This is a genomic window from Caballeronia sp. LZ019, from assembly GCF_031450825.1.
In the GTDB taxonomy this organism is placed as follows: Bacteria; Pseudomonadota; Gammaproteobacteria; order Burkholderiales; family Burkholderiaceae; genus Caballeronia.
On record NZ_JARTVZ010000005.1, the window covers coordinates 2597058 to 2615072 of the forward strand.

At 64.9% G+C, this 18015-nt stretch carries 16 protein-coding genes; 4 read left to right on the forward strand and 12 right to left on the reverse strand.

The window, feature by feature from the left end:
* Positions 1–107 precede the first annotated feature (107 nt).
* A complete protein-coding gene (locus P9255_RS25685) occupies positions 108–734 on the forward strand; it encodes a DUF47 domain-containing protein (protein WP_309764933.1) in 627 nt (208 codons plus the stop codon).
* A gap of 103 nt (positions 735–837) precedes the next feature.
* Positions 838–1848, forward strand: coding sequence for an anion permease (locus P9255_RS25690; RefSeq protein WP_309790635.1), 1011 nt, complete (start codon positions 838–840; stop codon positions 1846–1848).
* Positions 1849–1913: 65 nt separating this feature from the next.
* On the opposite strand, the gene P9255_RS25695 is transcribed toward P9255_RS25690, so the two are convergent.
* From P9255_RS25695 to P9255_RS25750, 12 genes are all read right to left on the reverse strand, one after another.
* A complete protein-coding gene (locus P9255_RS25695) occupies positions 1914–2720 on the reverse strand; it encodes an SDR family oxidoreductase (RefSeq protein ID WP_309764931.1) in 807 nt (268 codons plus the stop codon).
* 79 nt (positions 2721–2799) lie between these two features.
* Positions 2800–3924 carry an NlpC/P60 family protein gene (locus P9255_RS25700; protein ID WP_309790804.1) on the reverse strand — a complete coding sequence of 375 codons (1125 nt, stop codon included), beginning with the start codon at positions 3922–3924 and terminating at the stop codon, positions 2800–2802.
* Between the two features lie 198 nt (positions 3925–4122).
* Positions 4123–5988, reverse strand: a complete 1866-nt coding sequence (locus P9255_RS25705; protein WP_309790636.1) for a PhoH family protein — start codon at positions 5986–5988, stop codon at positions 4123–4125.
* Between the two features lie 400 nt (positions 5989–6388).
* Positions 6389–6850 (reverse strand): peroxiredoxin, encoded by a 462-nt coding sequence (locus P9255_RS25710; RefSeq protein ID WP_309764929.1) that lies wholly within the window; start codon positions 6848–6850, stop codon positions 6389–6391.
* Positions 6851–6914: 64 nt separating this feature from the next.
* A complete protein-coding gene (locus tag P9255_RS25715; RefSeq protein ID WP_309764928.1) occupies positions 6915–7811 on the reverse strand; it encodes a polysaccharide deacetylase family protein in 897 nt (298 codons plus the stop codon).
* Positions 7812–7820: 9 nt separating this feature from the next.
* A complete protein-coding gene (locus P9255_RS25720) occupies positions 7821–8876 on the reverse strand; it encodes a bifunctional UDP-4-keto-pentose/UDP-xylose synthase (RefSeq protein WP_309764927.1) in 1056 nt (351 codons plus the stop codon).
* On the reverse strand, positions 8873–9859 hold the full coding sequence (locus P9255_RS25725; RefSeq protein WP_309764926.1) for a formyltransferase: 987 nt from the start codon (positions 9857–9859) through the stop codon (positions 8873–8875). Before P9255_RS25725 ends, P9255_RS25720 begins: the two co-directional genes overlap by 4 nt.
* On the reverse strand, positions 9856–10905 hold the full coding sequence (locus P9255_RS25730; protein WP_309764925.1) for a glycosyltransferase: 1050 nt from the start codon (positions 10903–10905) through the stop codon (positions 9856–9858). Before P9255_RS25730 ends, P9255_RS25725 begins: the two co-directional genes overlap by 4 nt.
* A 27-nt stretch (positions 10906–10932) precedes the next feature.
* Positions 10933–12090, reverse strand: a complete 1158-nt coding sequence (locus tag P9255_RS25735; RefSeq protein WP_309764924.1) for a DegT/DnrJ/EryC1/StrS aminotransferase family protein — start codon at positions 12088–12090, stop codon at positions 10933–10935.
* 37 nt (positions 12091–12127) lie between these two features.
* Entirely contained in the window at positions 12128–12499 is a 372-nt protein-coding gene (locus P9255_RS25740) for an SMR family transporter (protein WP_309764923.1), read from the reverse strand.
* Between the two features lie 60 nt (positions 12500–12559).
* A complete protein-coding gene (locus P9255_RS25745) occupies positions 12560–14233 on the reverse strand; it encodes a glycosyltransferase family 39 protein (protein WP_309764922.1) in 1674 nt (557 codons plus the stop codon).
* A gap of 390 nt (positions 14234–14623) precedes the next feature.
* Positions 14624–14998 (reverse strand): Mth938-like domain-containing protein, encoded by a 375-nt coding sequence (locus P9255_RS25750; protein ID WP_309764921.1) that lies wholly within the window; start codon positions 14996–14998, stop codon positions 14624–14626.
* Positions 14999–15431: 433 nt separating this feature from the next.
* Between P9255_RS25750 and P9255_RS25755 the strand changes: the two genes are divergently transcribed.
* Both P9255_RS25755 and P9255_RS25760 read left to right on the forward strand, forming a co-directional pair.
* Positions 15432–16670: a pyridoxal phosphate-dependent aminotransferase gene (locus P9255_RS25755; protein ID WP_309764920.1), complete on the forward strand. Its 1239-nt coding sequence runs from the start codon at positions 15432–15434 to the stop codon at positions 16668–16670.
* Between the two features lie 24 nt (positions 16671–16694).
* On the forward strand, positions 16695–18011 hold the full coding sequence (locus tag P9255_RS25760; protein ID WP_309764919.1) for a homoserine dehydrogenase: 1317 nt from the start codon (positions 16695–16697) through the stop codon (positions 18009–18011).
* The last annotated feature ends 4 nt before the right edge of the window (positions 18012–18015 follow it).

Sequence of the window (18015 nt, forward strand, 5' to 3'; positions counted from 1 at the left end):
CGACACCTCCTTCGCGCGTGGCGCATGGCGCGGTGCGCGGGGTGCTGGGCGCAGGTACAATACGACGGTTTGATGACAGCCTCATTGACCCATCTATCGGGATTTTCATGTTCGGTCGTTTCATGCCCACCGAGGGCAAATTCTTCGAGATCTTCAACGCCCACGCGAAATGCATGGTCGACGCCAGCCGCGAGCTCGAACTGCTGATAGACAACCTCCACGAAGCCGAGGTCCACAAGCAGAACGTCCAGGCGAACGAGAAGCGCGCTGACAAGCTCACGCACGAAACCATCGACCTGCTGCACAAGACGTTCATCACGCCGCTCGACCGTGACGAAATCCACAAGCTGATCACGACGATGGACGACATCCTCGATCTCATGGAGGACGTCGCCACCGCCATTTCACTGTACGACGTGCGCGCGGTGACCTCGGAAGCGAGCCAGCTTGCGCATATCTGCACGGCCACGTGCCTGCGCGTGCAGAACGCGGTCGGCCTGCTCGAAGACATGAAGCGCGCGAGCGAAATTCTCAAGATTTGCGAGGAGATCGATCGCCTCGAGTCGGACGCGGACCGCGTGCTGCGTTCGGCCATGTCGAAGCTGTTCCGTGAGGAAGACGACGTGAAGACGCTCATCAAGCTCAAGGCGATCTACGAGCTCCTGGAGACGATCACCGACAAGTGCGAGGATGTCGCCAACATCATCGAAGGCATCGTGCTGGAAAACGCCTGATCATGCCGCCCGAGCCCGCGCTCGCGCAGGACGAATCGCGCGCGGCGGGTGCTGACGACACAGACCGGCCCGCATTTGAAGCCGGTCAAAACAACACCAACTGATGCATTCGATTCAACTCGCCCTCTGGGCCGTCGCCACGCTCGTCATAGTCGCACTCGTGTTCGACTTCATGAACGGCTTCCACGACGCGGCCAACTCCATCGCGACGGTCGTATCGACCGGCGTGCTCAAGCCGCAGCAAGCCGTCGCGTTCGCGGCCGCATTCAACGTCATCGCGTATTTCATTTTCCATCTGAAGGTCGCCGCCACCGTCGGCAAGGGAACGATCGATCCCAACATCGTCGATCACTACGTCATCTTCGGCGCGCTCGTCGGGGCCATCGGCTGGAACATCGTGACGTGGGTGTACGGCATTCCGTCGAGTTCGTCGCACGCGCTGATCGGCGGGCTCGTCGGCGCCGCGCTCGCCAAGTCGGGCTGGGGATCGCTGAACTGGGACGGGCTGCTGAAGACCGTCGCGTTCATCTTCATCTCGCCGCTGCTGGGCTTCATCCTCGGCTCGTTCTTCATGCTCCTCGTGTCGTGGATGTTCTTCCGCACGCCGCCGTCGAAAGTCAACCGGCGCTTTCGCCGCATGCAGCTCGTCTCGGCGGGTCTGTATTCGCTCGGTCACGGCGGCAACGATGCGCAGAAGACCATCGGCATCATCTGGATGCTGCTGATCGCCAGCGGCTACGCCTCGGTCACAGCGGACGCACCGCCCATCTGGGTGATCGCGCTGTGCTATCTGTCGATGGGGCTCGGCACGCTGTTCGGCGGCTGGCGCATCGTTCGCACGATGGGTCAGAAGATCACGAAGCTCAAGCCCGTCGGCGGCTTCTGCGCGGAGACGGGCGGGGCGATCACGCTATTCGTCGCGTCGTTGCTCGGCATTCCCGTTTCCACGACGCACACCATCACCGGCGCGATCGTCGGCGTCGGGGCGACGCAGAAGTTCAGCGCAGTGCGCTGGGGCGTTGCGGGCAACATCGTGTGGGCGTGGGTGCTGACCATTCCGGCCTCGGCTGCGCTTGCCGCTGCCGGCTGGTGGGTCGGTCATCACATCTTCTGAGCCTCTGCTTCTGAGCCTCTGCTTCACATTCGCCTGCGGCCCCGGTCATCCGGGGCCGCAGCGCATCAAATGATCGGCGACGACACCCCGTCCATCGGGATGATCGCGCCCGACACATAACTCGCGCGGCGGCTCGCCAGGAACAGCGCGACGTCGGCAATTTCCTCCGGTTTCGCGTAACGCCCGAGCGGCACTTTGGCCTGGCTGTCGGCGAGCACCTGCTCGCGCGTGACGCCTTGCCGTTGCGCCTCCAGTTCCAGCGCCTCCTCGACGCGCTCGGTGAGCGTCGCGCCGGGATTGATCGCGTTGATGCGAATGCCGAGCTTCGCATAGTGATGCGCGAGGCCGACCGTGTTGAGCATCAGCGCCGCGTTGGCCGCGCCGCCCGCGATGTGGATATCCGTCGCGATCTTGCCGCCCATTCCGACGATATTCACGATCGCGCCCGGCTCGGCGTCCGGCTCATTGCGCACGCGCTCGGCCATGCGCTTCAGTACGACCTGCTGCGGGTAGACGTAGGAGAAATACTTGGCGTCCATCGCGGCCTTGTAGGCGGCGGCATCGAGCGAATCGGGATCGTAGCGGCGCGCCGCGCCGGCGCTGTTGACGAGAATATCGATGGGGCCGAGCGCCGCGCTCGCTTCCTCGACGACGTCCTCGGCGCTGTGCGCTTCGTGCAGATCGGCGCGGGCGAGATGCACGTGATGGCCGTCGGCGGCGAGTTGCTCTCGCGCCCGGGCGAGATTGGCGGCATCGCGCGAGACGATGGCGACTCTTGCGCCTTCACGCGCGAACGCTTTCGCACAGGCAAAGCCGATGCCCTTGCTGCCGCCCGTGATCAGGACGACCTTGCCCGCAAGACCCAGGTCCATGGTAATTCGCTCCTATCGGTTCTTTCGTGCCGCTGTTGACGATGAACCGGAACACGATAGCAGAGAGGCGAGGCGAGTGTCAGTCGAGGCCGTCGGCGAAGCGGGCGATGGGGTCGTCGCTTGCGGCAGGCCGCGGCGCGGCGAGCGAGCCGGTCGAGGCCCGCATCGCGCGGACCGGTGCCTCGGCGGAATCGGCCGGCGCGGTGGCTTGTGCGGCGCGGGCCTGCAGGCGTGCGGCGCGCGAGGTGGGCGGCGGCGGTTCGAACGCGTCGGCGGCGGCCTGGATCGGATCGGGCGCGGCGTCGATGACCGCCGCGCCTTGCGCCTGGCGTCGTGCCGCAGTGGAGGTCGATGGCGGGGGTTCGAACGCGTCGGCGCGTACACTGGGCGGCGACTGCCGGTCGACGCTAACCGATTGCCGCGCGGAAGCCGCCGCCATCGCGGATGATTGACGTTGCGCCGCGGCTGGCGACGGCGGTGGCTCGAAGGGATCGGGGCCTGACGTCTGGCTCCGAGGCGCGCCCGCAGACGAAGACTCAGGCGCGAAGCCATCGGCGCGAGCGACGACCGACGCCGACGCTTGAACCGCCTGCGCGCCCGACTGAGGCTGCGACGCCACATACGTCGGCGCATCGAACGGCGTCGGCGCAGCCTTCGCCGGCGCGACACGGCGGATTCCGTCGAAGCGCTTGGCCCAGTAAGGATTGGTCAGGTAATCGAGCCGCACGGTCCCGCCCGTCGATGGTGCATTCACAAAACGCAGCTTGCCCACATAGATGCCGACATGGGAATGCGGGCGGCCTGTCGTGTTGAAAAAGATCAGGTCGCCGGGCGCGACTTCATCGGGCTGAATGGACTCGCCGCGTCCGCTCATTTCGGCGGTCGTGCGCGGCAGATTGACGGACGCGGCCCGGTCGACGACATAACGCACGAGCCCGCTGCAATCGAAGCCCGCGTCCGGCGTGTTGCCACCCCAGCGATACGGCACGCCGACGAGCGACATCGCCTGAATGGAGATTTCCTCGCGCCCGACGCTGTGATCGACGAAATTGGGAAAGCCCGCGGGCGGCGCGTAGGTGCGGGAAGCGGCGCCGTGGCCGGTGCTTGCCCCGGCTGAAGCAGGCTTGCGCGCGGCCTGCTGCGGCGCGGTTCCACACGCGGCAAGCAGGATGGTGACGATGAGCGGCAGCCAGATTCGACGCATTTCGAGCAGGCGGCGAGCCACGCTCGCCAGAACGGATCAATCCGCCGATACTAGCCCGCCGCACGGCCGTGCCGCAACAGTTCGTGACACTTCACTTTAAGTTCGCGCGATAACTGTTGCTGGCGCGGAACGTCCAGCCGCAAAAAAGCCCGGCGGGATGGCTCCGGCCGGGCTTCGATTCGACTGCGTGCAGCGCGCTTAGAGAATGTCCGAAGCGTAGTCCGCGAGACGCGAGCGCTCGCCACGCGCCAGCGTCACGTGACCGCTATGCGTCCACCCCTTGAAGCGGTCCACGACATACGTGAGCCCCGAACTGCCCTCGGTCAGATACGGCGTATCGATCTGCGCGATGTTGCCGAGACACACGATCTTCGTCCCCGGACCCGCGCGCGTGACGAGCGTCTTCATCTGCTTGGGCGTCAGGTTCTGCGCTTCGTCGATGATCACGTATTTATCGACGAAGGTCCGGCCGCGCATGAAGTTCATGCTCTTCACCTTCAGGCGCGAACGGATGAGCTCCTGCGTCGCGGCGCGGCCCCACTCGCCGGCGGCATCGTCGGTCTTCTGCAGGACTTCGAGGTTGTCGTCGAACGCGCCCATCCACGGCTGCATCTTCTCTTCCTCGGTGCCCGGCAGAAAGCCGATGTCCTCGCCGACCGGCACCGTCGCCCGCGTCACGATGATCTCGTTGTAGCGCTTGTCGTCGAGCACTTGCGCGAGGCCGGCGGCGAGCGCCATCAGCGTCTTGCCGGTGCCGGCCTGACCGAGCAGCGTGACGAAATCGACTTCCGGGTTCATCAGCAGGTTGAGCGCGAAGTTCTGCTCGCGATTGCGCGCCGTGATGCCCCACACGTTGTTCTTGTGATGCCCGTAGTCACGCAGCGTCTGAAGGAGCGCGGTCTTGCCGTTCAGCTCGCGCACGACGGCATGGAACGACGGCTCGCCGTTCTGTGGCTCTAGGTAGACGAACTCGTTGACGAGCATCGACGGGCAGAGCGGTCCGGTCACGCGGTAATACGTGGTGCCGGTCTTCGTGTCCTGCCAGCTTTCCATGCCCTTCGCGTGCTTCGTCCAGAAGTCCTGGGGCAGCGGGCGCACGCCGGAATAGAGCAGGTCCTTGTCTTCGAGAACCTGATCGTTGAAGTAGTCCTCGGCGGGCAGGCCGAGGGCGTGCGCCTTGATGCGCATGTTGATGTCTTTCGACACCAGCACCACCTGACGATCCTGCCGCTCCTTCTGCAGCGCGCGCACGACGCCGAGAATCTGGTTGTCCGCCTTGCCGACGGGCAGGCCTTCGACCGGCTCGATATCGGTGAGCGTCGTCTGGAAGTAGAGGCGGCCGAGCGCATCCCGATTGCCTTGCGCGGCGAGCGCGATGCCTTCGGACATCTGCCCGCCGTTGGCCACGAGCGCATCGAGCGTGCGGCTCACCTGACGCGCATTGCGCGCCACTTCGGACATGCCCTTTTTGTGATTGTCGAGTTCCTCCAGCGTCATCATCGGCAGATAGATGTCGTGTTCCTCGAAGCGGAACAGGGAACTCGGGTCGTGCATCAGCACGTTGGTATCGAGCACGAAGAGCTTGCGCAGTTCGTCCTCGACAGCGCCGCGCTGGCGGCGCTTCGTCTGGGTGCGCGCGTCGCTTGCGGGCGCGGCGGCCGGAGCGGCAGGCGTCGTGGCGGGCGCTTCGGTGCGCGCTTCGCGTTTGGGCGCACGCGGCTCTTGGGCCGCATCGTCCTGCTTTTCGGCTCTGGCGCGCGCGTCCGGCACCGGCTGCAAGAGCGCGGCGGTCTGTTTCGTGCGACGTCCGCGCGTGGCGGGCGCGGGTGCTTGCGCCGACGGCTCCTGCGGCGGCTGCGTCAGCACGTCGCTCGCGATGGCGCGCAGCGTATGCGCCGCATTGGCTGCCTGGGGACGCTCCGCGGCGACGGTATCGACCGCGCCGTTCGCGTCGTCATCGCTCGTCGCGGCTTTTCTGGATTGCTTCGACGGCCGGGCTTTGGCCTTGTACTCTTCGGCCGGAAGGAGATGGCCGAGCTTGGCCGGGGCGGTAGGCAAAGGCATGGTGTTCCCTCAGAAGGAATCGGGTCATGTATCGTGCGCCGCCTGTCGCATCCTGCTCGTTCGCCCATCTAGCGTTTAGCGCTAAGTGTCCCGCAGTTTGCGCCTGGTGGCGCGCTTCGTTGTCGAAAACGCCGGTTCGCCTAGGTTTCGATCTGCTCCTCGATGCGTAACTCGCGACGCGCGCCCGGCCGGCCAACCCGGCCCGCGCGCGACGCAAATAAAAAAGCCGCCGTCCGTGTTAGCGGAACCAGCGGCTGACTTCTCTTTCGGAGCGCCTGCGCCGTGCCCGTCCCACGTAGCCCGGGTCCATGCCGACGGCGCCGAAAGGCGCACGGCGGCAGGCGCGAAGGCAAAGGGAATGGGGTGGACAGGCGCTCATTGCGAACCAATATAACGTGCCTCAAATCGCTTGTACAGCCTCGACGATGGCCTCTACGTGCCCTGGCACCTTGATGCCGCGGAACTCGCGGCGCAGCACGCCGTCGGCGTCCACGAGGAAGGTCGAGCGCTCGATGCCGCGCACTTCCTTGCCATACATCTTCTTCATCTTGATGACGTCGAACAGCGCGCAGATGGCTTCGTCGGAATCGGAGACGAGCGTGTACGGCAGCTCCAGCTTCGCCTTGAAGTTGTCGTGCGACTTCACGCTGTCGCGCGAGATGCCGACGATTTCCGCACCCGCGGCCTTGAACTGCTCGTAGCTATCGCGGAAGCCGAGGCTTTCCGTCGTGCAGCCGGGCGTGTTGTCCTTCGGATAGAAGAACAGCACGACCTTCTGGCCGCGCAGGCTCGAGAGCGTGAACTCGCCGCCCGTTGCGGGCGCGGTGAAATCGGGAACGGGCTGGCCGACTGCGACTGGCACGTAGGTTTCTCCTTTGTCGTTGATTCTTGTGGAACGGGGCGCGCGGCGCTTCGATAACGCTCGTTCAGCCCGGCTGCACGATGAGTTCGCCCGCGCGGCCGGGAATCTCGCCCCACGTCACCGGATACGAGGGCAGCGTGGCGCGATCCAGCGTCGCATGATAGTCGCCCATCGTGGCGAAGCTGTGTCCCTGCGCACGCCAGCCGGCGAGCAACTGCTCGAACACCGGCGCGAGCTTCTGCCCTTCGAGTTCCGCGTGCAGCGTGAACACCTGATCGTGCGGGTTGTTCATCGTATGCCGCAAGAGATGCGCCGCGACGTTGCTCACGTCGACGCCATCCACGCCGAGCACTTCGTCGAGCGTCGGCAGCGTGGTCGGCATCTGGATGTGATCGAGCGTGCGGCCATCCAGCACCGGGATATACGGCGTATGCCCGCGTCCGTCGGATGCATAGCGCATGCCCCATGCGTCGATCTGCTCGAACGCGTAGCCGTTCATCTGCCAGCCTGCCGCGCCGTGCGTGACGGGCGGTGCGCCGAAAATCTCGATGAAGCGCGCATGGCTCCGCTGCATCTGCGCGACGGTCCACGCGCGGTCGCGTGCGCGCACGTTGTCCTGCCAGTACACGTGATCCCAGGTGTGAATGCCGCATTCGAAGCCGGCCTCGTGGATCGCGCGCATCTCCGATACCGCCTGCCTGCCGATATCCGGCCCCGGCAGCAGCACGCCATACATGAGCGTCCTGATGCCGTAGTGCTCGACCACCGACGTGCGCGACACCTTCTTCAGAAACCCCGGCCGGAACACGCGGCGCAGCGCCCAGCCGGTGTGATCGGGGCCGAGGCTGAACAGGAAGGTCGCACGGGCGCTGTACTTGTCGAGCAGACGCCCGAGGTTGGGCACGCCTTCACGCGTGCCGCGCAGCGTATCCACGTCGATCTTAAGGACGATGCGAGCCACGCGCCGGCCTCAGTTCTGATCGGCCTGTTCGACCAGCTTGCGCGCCTCGCCCACGATGCCGCGATACGCTTCGAAGATCTTGCGCAGGGCGTCGTCCATCGTGGCTTGCGGTGCCCAGCCGAGGTCCTGCATCGTGTTGTCGATCTTCGGCACGCGGTTCTGCACGTCCTGATAGCCTGCGCCGTAGTACGCGCCCGACGAGGTTTCGACGAGCTGCACCTGCTTCGCGGTTTCGGCGTATTCGGGGAACTCGTTCGCGAGCGCCAGCATCTTGTTGGCGAGCTCGCGCACCGAGAAGTTGTTCGTCGGATTGCCGATGTTATAGATCTTGCCCGTGGCTACGCCGCCCTTGTTCTCGATGATCTTCATCAGCGCGCCGATGCCGTCGTCGATGTCCGTGAACGCACGCTTCTGCGCGCCGCCATCGACGAGACTGATGTTCTCGCCGCGCACGATGTGGCCGAGAAACTGCGTGACCACGCGCGACGAACCTTCCTTCGGCGTGTAGATGGAGTCGAGGCCCGGGCCGATCCAGTTGAACGGACGGAACAGCGTGAAGTTGAGACCTTCCATGCCGTAGCCCCAGATCACACGGTCCATGAGCTGCTTCGAGCACGCGTAGATCCAGCGCGGCTTGTTGATGGGGCCGTAGGAAAGCGTGGAGTTCTCCGGGTCGAACTGCTCGTCAGTGCACATGCCGTAGACCTCGGAAGTCGACGGAAACACCAGATGCTTGCCGTACTTCACGGCCGAACGCACGATCGGCAGGTTCGCCTCGAAGTCCAGTTCGAACACGCGCAGCGGCTGCTTCACGTAGGTCGCGGGCGTGGCGATGGCGACGAGCGGCAGGATCACGTCGCACTTCTTCACGTGATACTCGACCCACTCCTTGTTGATGGTGATGTCGCCTTCGAAGAAGTGCATCCGCTCGTGATTCGCGAGCTCGCCCAGGCGATCGGTTTGCATGTCCATCCCGAAGACTTCCCAGTCGGTGGTTTCGAGGATGCGCTTGGACAGGTGATGGCCGATAAAGCCGTTGACACCCAGGATGAGGACTTTTTTCATGAATGACGAGTGGATTGAATGAGTCGGCCGAATTCGGCGGGATCGATAGCGCGTTCTTCGCCCAGGGGTTGCGAAGCGGCGTCGAGCAGCCGATGGCGCAGTTCGTGCACGGCGATCACGCGGCCGTCGCCGCAGACGCCAAACAGCGCATTATCCGTCACCCTTAGGCCTGGCGGCAAACTCCGCAGTTCGGCCAGCTTGTGCGCCGGCACGCCGGGCGCGCCGGTTTCGGACACGAGGCGCGCGCGCGCCACGATGAAGCGATGCTCGTCGATATCCGTGAACGCGCCGGGATAGGGCGGGGCGACCGCGCGAATCAGGTTGTAGACGCGCTGCGCGGGCTGCGTCCAGTCGATGCGCCCGTCCTCCGGCTTGCGTCCGCCGTAATAGCTTCCGGCGGAGAGATCGTTCGGCAGATGCGGCGCTTCCCCGGCCAGTAGCGCGGGCAGCGCGCGCCAGAGCGTCTGTTCGGCGGCGACCACGGTTTTATCGAAGACCTGGGCGGCGGTGTCGTCGGGGAGAATCGGCACGGGCGTCTGCGCGACGATGGCGCCGGCGTCGGGCTTCGCCGCCATCTCGTGCAGCGTCGCGCCGGTTTCCGTCTCGCCGTTGATGACCGCCCAGTTGGTCGGCACGCGGCCGCGATACTTCGGCAGCAGCGAGCCATGCATGTTGTATGCGCCGCGCCGGGCGAGCGCGAGCAGCGTCACCGGCAGCATGTGCCGGTAGTAAAACGAGAAGATGAAGTCGGGCGCGGCTTTGGCGACGGCGGCGTGCACGTCGGGCGACGCCGGATCGGCGGGCGTGATGACGTCGATGCCATGCTCCGCCGCGACCTGCGCGACGCTGCCGAACCAGATGTTCTCGGTGGCGCTGTCCTCGTGCGTGACGACGAGCGCGACATCGACGCCGCGTGCGAGCAGCACCTGCAGGCAGCGCACGCCGACGTTGTGATAGGCGAAAACGACGGCGCGCGGCTTCATCGGCCGTTGTCCTCGCGGCTGACGACGGCCGCAACCGGCTGGACCGGCCGCATCACGGTCTGCATCGGCTGGTCCGCGACGGGCAGGCCGTCGCGCTGTTCGAGGATGGTCTGCACCAGATAGCGCGGCCGTGCGCGCACTTGCTGATAGATGCGGCCGATGTATTCGCCGAGCAGCCCGAGCGCGAAGATGATCACGCCGAGCATGAAGAACGTGATGGCGAACAGCGTGAACACACCCTGAACTTCCGCGCCGAACATGAAGCGGCGAATCAGCAGCAGCACGAAGAGTCCGGCTGAGCCGACCGAGAGGATCACGCCGATGAACGACAGCCATTGCAGCGGCACGACCGAGAAGCCGGTGACGAGGTCGAAGTTGAGGCGAATGAGGCTATAGAGCGAATACTTCGATTCGCCCGCGAAGCGCTCCTCGTGCGCCACGTCCACTTCGATCGGGTTCTGCGCGAAGGTGTACGCGAGCGCGGGAATGAACGTGTTGATTTCGCCGCACCGGTTGATCGTGTCGATGATGTGCCGGCTGTATGCGCGCAACATGCAACCCTGGTCCGTCATCTTGATCTTGGTGATGCGCTCGCGCAGGCGGTTCATCGCGCGCGACGCCTTCTTGCGCCACAGGCTGTCCTGGCGCTGCTGGCGGATCGTGCCGACGTAGTCGTAGCCTTCGCGCATCTTCGCGACGAGCTTGCCGATCTCTTCGGGCGGATTCTGCAGGTCGGCGTCGAGCGTGACGACGATCTCGCCGCGCGATTGCTCGAAGCCCGCGAGAATCGCCATGTGCTGGCCGTAATTGCCGTTGAGAAGGATCACGCGCGTGGTATCCGGACGCACGTGGAACTGCTGGGCGAGCAGCGCCGCCGACTTGTCGCGGCTGCCGTCGTTGATGAAGATGACTTCATACGACGTGCCGAGCGCATCGAGCGCCGGGTACAGGCGCTCGAAGAGGGCGGCGAGACCGTCCGCCTCGTTGTACACCGGAATGACGATCGAGACTTCGGGCGAATTCGCCGGAAACTCCGTATGACTCATGTGGCTGTGCATTTCCTGTGCATTTCATTAACGGTTGAGGCCATGCTGCGCGCAGATTTCGTCGACCGACTTCACGACGTGCGCGACATCGTCCTTGCTCATCAGCGTGAAGAGCGGCAGCGTGACCGTCGATGCGCCGTATCGCTCGGCGTGCGGAAACATGCCTTCTGAGAAGCCGCGCGCGCGATACAGCGAAAACAGATGCAGCGCCGGATAGTGCACGCCCGCGCCGACGCCGCGCTCCTTCAGTTGCTCCATGAATTGCGCGCGCGTCAGTTCCAGCCTGTCGAGCGGCAGCGCGATCTGAAACATGTGCCAGTTGCTGTCGGTGAAATTGCGCGGCGGCAGCCCGACGCCGAGCCGGACCGCCGCGCCGCCTTCGAACGCATCGAAGTAGGCGCGCGCAAGTTCCCGGCGCTTTTCCGTGAAGCGTTCGACCTGCCGCAACTGGCCGAGTCCGACGCGCGCCGCGACATCGGTCAGGTTGTACTTGCCGCCGAGCACGTCGCAGTCCATGCCGTCGAAGCCCGTGCGCGTGATGCCCTGCAGCCGGTACTTGCGCGCGAGTTCCGCTTCGTCCTCGTTGTTCAGGATGAGCGCGCCGCCTTCGATCGACGTCACGTTCTTGTTCGCGTGGAAGCTGATCGACACCAGATCGCCGAACGAGCCGATGCGCTTGCCGTTCCACGTCGAGCCGAAGGCCTGTGCCGCGTCTTCGATCACGCGCAGCTTGTGGGCGCGCGCGATGTCGTAGAGCCGGTCCATGTCCACCGGCAGGCCCGCGAGATAAACGGGCATGATCGCTTTCGTGCGCGGCGTGATGGCCTTTTCAAGCAAGTTCAGGTCCATGTTGCGCGTGAGCGGATCGATATCGACGAAGACCGGCGTCGCGCCGACTTCGAGAATCACGTTCGCGGTCGAGACCCACGTCATCGGCGTGGTGATGACTTCGTCGCCCGCACCGACGCCCGCGATGCGCAGCGCGATTTCCATCGTGCAGGTGCCGGAATTGAATGCGCGCACCGGACGGCCGCCGAAATACGCCGACAACTCGGCTTCGAATTGCTGGTTCTGCGGGCCGGTGGTGATCCAGCCGGAACGCAGCACGTCGACGACGCCCTGAATGGTTTCCTCGTCGATCTCAGGCTTGACGAAGGGCAGGAACGGCCGCGAGGTCTGAGTCATGGAATGTCTGCTTAACAAAAAGGGAGTGAAACGGGAATCAGCCGCGCGCGAGCACGGCCACGCCGACGAGAATGATGCCGATACCGACGAGCCGCTGCACCGACAGCACTTCGCCGAACAAATACCATGCCGCGAAAGCGTTGACGACGTAGCCGAGCGAGAGCATCGGATACGCGACCGACACGTCAACCCGCGACAGTCCCACGATCCACACGACGACGCTGATCACGTAGCACGCGAGTCCGCCGATGATGGGCCATTGCGTCGCAATCTTGAAACCGACCGGCACGATGTTCGCGGGGGTCATATCGAAATGGCCGACGGCATTGACGCCGGCCTTGAGCAACAACTGGGCGCACGCGTTCAACAATACGCCGATGACGATGCAAGTGAAGGAAATCGGATTCATCGATTGGACAATAAGGATACTCGGTTCAATGGCTGATGCCGGCGCGAGCGATGTGCGCCGTCACGGCTGCGGCTTCTCCACGATGACGCGTCGCGCGTCGCGGGCGATGACCTGCATCGGCACGCCGCGCGCGAGCATCTCGTCGTAGCGCGCGGGCGGCAGCAGCGCGAGCGCGTAACGATCAGCGTTCCAGCGCCGCACCCACTCGTCGATGGTCGGAAGCCACTTCTGCGGCTCGGTCGTGACGCCGAACTTCAGTTCGTCGGCTTCCTGCACCATCGTCATCGTGCGGCCGAGGTAGAAGGGCATCGTGTGATCGAGCTTGGCGACCGAATAGAAAGGCGTGTCCGGCGGCAGCTTCGCCATCGCGGCTTTCACGGCCGGCACGAGCTTCACGCCGGAACTCTCGGCGCCGAAGACGTCGTGCCCGGTGCCGGCGATCGTGCCGAGCAGCAGCCACGCCGCGCCGAGCCCCGCCGCGCCCGCCAGCACGCTGCGCCGGTTCAGCCAGAGCGCGAAGACCGTCACGACGAACGCAACCGCGATGCCCGCATACACCCAGACCTGAAATGCGCGATACAACGCGTTCGGCGTGCCCGCGCTTCCCGCCCGGCCGATGAAAATCGCGCCGAACGCCGCCGCGATCAGGAACACCGCATAGCCGATCAGATGCATGCGGTACTGGCTCTTCGTGAGCGAGGGCAAGTACAGCCCGATGACGAGCGCGATAGCCGGTGCGATCGGCAGCACATACGACAGCAGCTTCGAATGCGACGCGCTGAAGAACAGGAAGATGAACGCGGACCAGACGAGCAGCATCGTGACGGGCGCGAAGCCGTTGGGCTGGCGTGGCGTCTTCACGCCGTGGCGCACGCTCTGCACCACGACGGACAGCCACGGCAGAAAGCCTACGATCAGCACGGGCACGAAGTAATAGAAGGGGCCCGGGCGGTTCTGCTCGGGCGTCAGATAGCGCTTGAACTGCTGCACGATGAAGAAGAAGTCGAAGAACTCGGGATTCTTCATCTGCACGAGCACGAACCACGGCGCGGCGACGATCAGGAAGACGATCAGCCCGCTGCCGATATAGAGGCGCTTCCAGAGCGCCCAGTCGCGCGAAACGATCGAATAGAGGACGAGCACGGCGCCGGGCAGGATCAGGCCGACGAGCCCTTTGGACAGCACCGCGGCGGCCATCGCGGCCCAGCAGAGCCACATCCAGAGGCGCACGTGGCGCGCGGGCAGGCCGGGGCGCTGGGCGAGCAGCAGCGCGCAGAGCGTGAGCTCCATCCAGAACGAAAGGCCCATGTCCAGCGCGTTGAAGTGGCCCATCAGGCTCCAGTACGGGCACGTCGCGAGGATGACCGCGGCGGCGAAGCCCGTCATCGCGTTGAACACGCGCTTGCCGGTGAAGCCGATCAGCAGCACGCCGGCGAAACCCGTCAGCGCCGTATAGAGACGCGCCTGCCATTCGCCGATGCCGAACCATGCGAACGTGAGCGCATTCGCCCAGGTCTGCAGCGGCGGCTTCTCGAAATACTTGTAGCCGTTGTAGCGCGGCGTGATCCAGTCGCCGGTGACGAACATCTCACGCGCCATTTCGGCGTAGCGGCCTTCGTCGCTCGGGACGAGATGGCGCAGCCCGAGCGGCGCGAACCAGACGATCGCGAGCGCGATGACGAGAAGCGTGAGCGAAAGGCGTGTGAGCGGTAGCCGCGAAGGCGTATCGTTCATGAAGTCGACCTGTCCGATGCCGCGATGCGGCGCTAGTGAATCGAGATGGGCTGTTTGACGCTGCCGTGCCCGCCTGCCAGGGCGCGACCCGCGCGTTCCGCATCCTCAGGCACGAAAATGCGGCGCAAGTTTCCGCGCACGGCGCTCGAAGTGGGAAGCGCGACGGAAAGCAACGGGAAACCAGCGGAAAGCCCGGTGAAAGGGGCGTCGCGCCGCCGCGCACGTGCCTCGGCACGGGCGCGTGACGCACGCCGGGCGGGAGTGTATCGCACGCCTGACCCCGATTCGTCATTTTGGCGCACTGGACCGGATCGGACGGCGTCCGCCCGCGCCGCGCGAGTGTCGCCGATGGCGCCTTAACGGACGCTTATCGGCACGCTGCTTATCCCGTCACGCTTCGATCAGCAGCGCGGCGGCGACGCGCCGCCCTTCGGACATCAGAATGTTGTACGTGCGGCAGGCCGCGCCGAAGTCCATCGTTTCCACGCCGATGCGGTGCTTCGCGAGCCGCGCGACGAGGCGCGGATGCGGAAAGCGCAGCTTCCCGCCGCTGCCGAAGATCACGACTTCCGGCGCGGCCTGAACGAGGACCTCGAAATGTTCGGGGGTGAGCGCGTCGAACGACGAAACCGGCCAGTCGGCGACGGGCGCATCGGGGATCACGATGACGCTGCCTTCGTGCCGCTGCAGATTGATGGCGACGAAACCGTCTCCGTAGCTCGTGATCGTATTGAGTGCGCCGCTCGATTCCTGATGAAGTTTCAAAACGAAGATCCGGCAAGAGAAGAAGGGCGGACACGGCTGCCAAACAAGGCCGCGCGGCAGACTTCGCGCCGCGCTTTGGTGCATTGCGGAACCGGGCCATAATCGGTAAATTATAACTTTCCGGCCGCACGGTCTGCTTGCGCGGCAACCGTTGCGCTCGCCTGCCGCCACAAGCCGCCATCGACACGCAATCCGGCCGGCAGCGCCCGCGCCCTATCTGGCGAGGCGTCATCCGCGAGCGCCGCAAGGCGCGATAATCCCGGCCGTGTCGGTTCCGCACAACCCCGTTTCACCCGCTTTCGTCGATACTTCCAAGCGGTGCGCCGGCGTCCGCGCGTATCGTCGCGGCAGGCCCCGGCAAGCCGCGGCGAGCTGCGCCGAACGCACGCCGCAAGAACCGCACCGTATTCGTCCATCATCAGAGCCGCCCGCCGTGAAACCGATCCTCAAATCCAATAAGCTGCAAAACGTCTGTTACGACATTCGCGGACCCGTGCTCGAACACGCGAAGCGCCTCGAGGAAGAAGGGCATCGCATCATCAAGCTCAACATCGGCAATCTCGCGCCGTTCGGCTTCGAAGCGCCGGACGAGATCATTCAGGACATGATCCGCAACCTGCCGGGCTCCTCGGGCTATTCGGATTCGAAGGGCGTCTTCGCCGCTCGCAAGGCGATCATGCACTACACGCAGCAAAAGGGCGTGACGGGCGTGGAACTGGACGATATCTACATCGGCAATGGCGCGTCGGAGCTGATCGTCATGGCGATGCAGGCGCTGCTCAACGACGGCGACGAGGTGTTGCTCCCCGCGCCGGACTATCCGCTGTGGACGGCGGCGGTGAGCCTGTCATCGGGCACGCCGCGCCACTACATGTGCGACGAGGGCAACGGCTGGATGCCCGACCTCGACGACATTCGCGCGAAGATCACGCCGAATACGAAGGCGCTCGTCGTGATCAACCCGAACAATCCGACCGGCGCGCTGTATTCGGACGAGCTGCTGCAGGAACTCATCGGCATCGCGCGGGAACACGGGCTCATCGTCTTCGCCGACGAGGTCTACGACAAGATCGTGTACGACGGCAAGACGCACACGTCGATGGCCGCGCTCTCCGAAGACGTCATCACGGTGACGTTCAACAGCTTGTCGAAGAGCTATCGCTCGTGCGGGTATCGCGCGGGCTGGATGGCGATTTCCGGGCTCATCGAAGAAAATCGCCGGCGCGCCAGGGACTATCTGGAAGGGCTCGGCATTCTCGCGTCCATGCGGCTCTGCCCGAACGTGCCCGGCCAGTACGCCATTCAGACGGCGCTCGGCGGCTATCAGAGCATCAACGACCTGATCGTGCCGGGCGGGCGTCTTTTCAAGCAGCGCGACCTCGCGTATGAGATGCTCACGGCCATTCCGGGCGTTACGTGCGTGAAGCCGCAGGCCGCGCTCTACATGTTTCCGAAGCTCGACCCGAAGATGTACCCCATCGCCGACGACCAGCAGTTCATCACCGACCTGCTGCTCGAAGAGCGCGTCCTGCTGGTGCAGGGCACGGGTTTCAACTGGCCGACGCCGGACCACTTCCGCGTGGTCTTCCTGCCGAACGTCGACGATCTGGCCGATTCGGTCAACCGCATCGCGCGCTTCCTCGACGGCTATCGCAAACGGCACTCCGCTTAATCTCTCTCTAAAGACTCGCGCAGTATGGAACCGATCAAAGTAGGACTCTTGGGCTTCGGCACGGTAGGCAGCGGCACGTTCACGGTGCTGCGGCGCAATCAGGAAGAAATCAAACGGCGCGCGGGCCGCGGCATCGAAATCTCGCGCATTGCCGTGCGCACGCCGGCGAAGGCGCAGGGCGCGGCGGGCGTCGCGATCACCGATGACTTCCACGCCGTCGTCGACGATCCCTCCATCGACATCGTGTGCGAAATGATCGGCGGAACGGGCTTCGCGCGCGAACTCGTGCTGCGCGCGATCGCCAACGGCAAGCATGTCGTGACGGCGAACAAGGCGCTGCTCGCGGTCCACGGCACCGAGATTTTCGAAGCGGCGCGCGCCAAGGGCGTGATGGTCGCGTTCGAGGCGGCCGTCGCGGGCGGCATTCCGATCATCAAGGCGCTGCGCGAAGGGCTGACGGCGAATCGCATCGAGGCCATCGCGGGCATCATCAACGGCACGACGAACTACATTCTGTCGGAGATGCGCGACCGCGGCATCGACTTCGCGACCGCGCTGAAGGGCGCGCAGGAACTGGGCTACGCGGAAGCCGACCCGACCTTCGACATCGAAGGCGTCGACGCCGCGCACAAGGTCACGATCATGAGCGCGATCGCGTTCGGCGTGCCGGTGCAGTTCGATCGCGCGTATGTGGAAGGCATCAGCAAGCTGGCCGCCATCGACATTCGCTATGCGGGCGAGCTCGGTTATCGCATCAAGCTGCTCGGCATCGCGCGGCGCACGGAGAAGGGCATCGAGTTGCGCACGCATCCGACGCTCGTGCCGGAAAAGCGCCTGCTCGCCAATGTCGAAGGGGCGATGAACGCGGTCGTCGTTCAGGGCGATGCCGTCGGCACGACGCTCTACTATGGCAAGGGCGCGGGCGCGGAGCCGACGGCCTCCGCCGTGGTCGCGGACCTCGTCGACGTGACACGCCTGCATACGGCCGATCCGGAGCATCGCGTCCCGCATCTGGCTTTCCAGCCCGACAGCCTGTCGAACACGCCGATCCTGCCAATCGAAGACATCACGAGCGGCTATTACCTGCGCCTGCGCGTGGCCGACGTGACCGGCGTGCTCGCCGACATCACCCGCATTCTCGCGGACAAGGGCATCTCCATCGACGCGCTCCTGCAAAAGGAATCCGAACAGGTCGACGGCGGCAACAAGGGCGAGACGGACATCATCCTCATCACGCACGAGACGGTGGAAAAGAACGCGAACGCGGCGATCGCGGAGATCGAAGCGCTGTCCACGGTCGTCTCGAAGGTCACGAAGCTGCGCATGGCAGTGCTGCACTAAACAG

Coding starts and splice junctions, on each gene's coding strand:
- P9255_RS25685 (WP_309764933.1), top strand. CDS start 108: ATGTTCGGTCGTTTCATGCCCACCGAGGGCAAATTCTTCGAGATCTTC.
- P9255_RS25690 (WP_309790635.1), top strand. CDS start 838: ATGCATTCGATTCAACTCGCCCTCTGGGCCGTCGCCACGCTCGTCATA.
- P9255_RS25695 (WP_309764931.1), bottom strand. CDS start 2,720: ATGGACCTGGGTCTTGCGGGCAAGGTCGTCCTGATCACGGGCGGCAGC.
- P9255_RS25700 (WP_309790804.1), bottom strand. CDS start 3,924: ATGCGTCGAATCTGGCTGCCGCTCATCGTCACCATCCTGCTTGCCGCG.
- P9255_RS25705 (WP_309790636.1), bottom strand. CDS start 5,988: ATGCCTTTGCCTACCGCCCCGGCCAAGCTCGGCCATCTCCTTCCGGCC.
- P9255_RS25720 (WP_309764927.1), bottom strand. CDS start 8,876: ATGAAAAAAGTCCTCATCCTGGGTGTCAACGGCTTTATCGGCCATCAC.
- P9255_RS25725 (WP_309764926.1), bottom strand. CDS start 9,859: ATGAAGCCGCGCGCCGTCGTTTTCGCCTATCACAACGTCGGCGTGCGC.
- P9255_RS25730 (WP_309764925.1), bottom strand. CDS start 10,905: ATGAGTCATACGGAGTTTCCGGCGAATTCGCCCGAAGTCTCGATCGTC.
- P9255_RS25735 (WP_309764924.1), bottom strand. CDS start 12,090: ATGACTCAGACCTCGCGGCCGTTCCTGCCCTTCGTCAAGCCTGAGATC.
- P9255_RS25740 (WP_309764923.1), bottom strand. CDS start 12,499: ATGAATCCGATTTCCTTCACTTGCATCGTCATCGGCGTATTGTTGAAC.
- P9255_RS25745 (WP_309764922.1), bottom strand. CDS start 14,233: ATGAACGATACGCCTTCGCGGCTACCGCTCACACGCCTTTCGCTCACG.
- P9255_RS25760 (WP_309764919.1), top strand. CDS start 16,695: ATGGAACCGATCAAAGTAGGACTCTTGGGCTTCGGCACGGTAGGCAGC.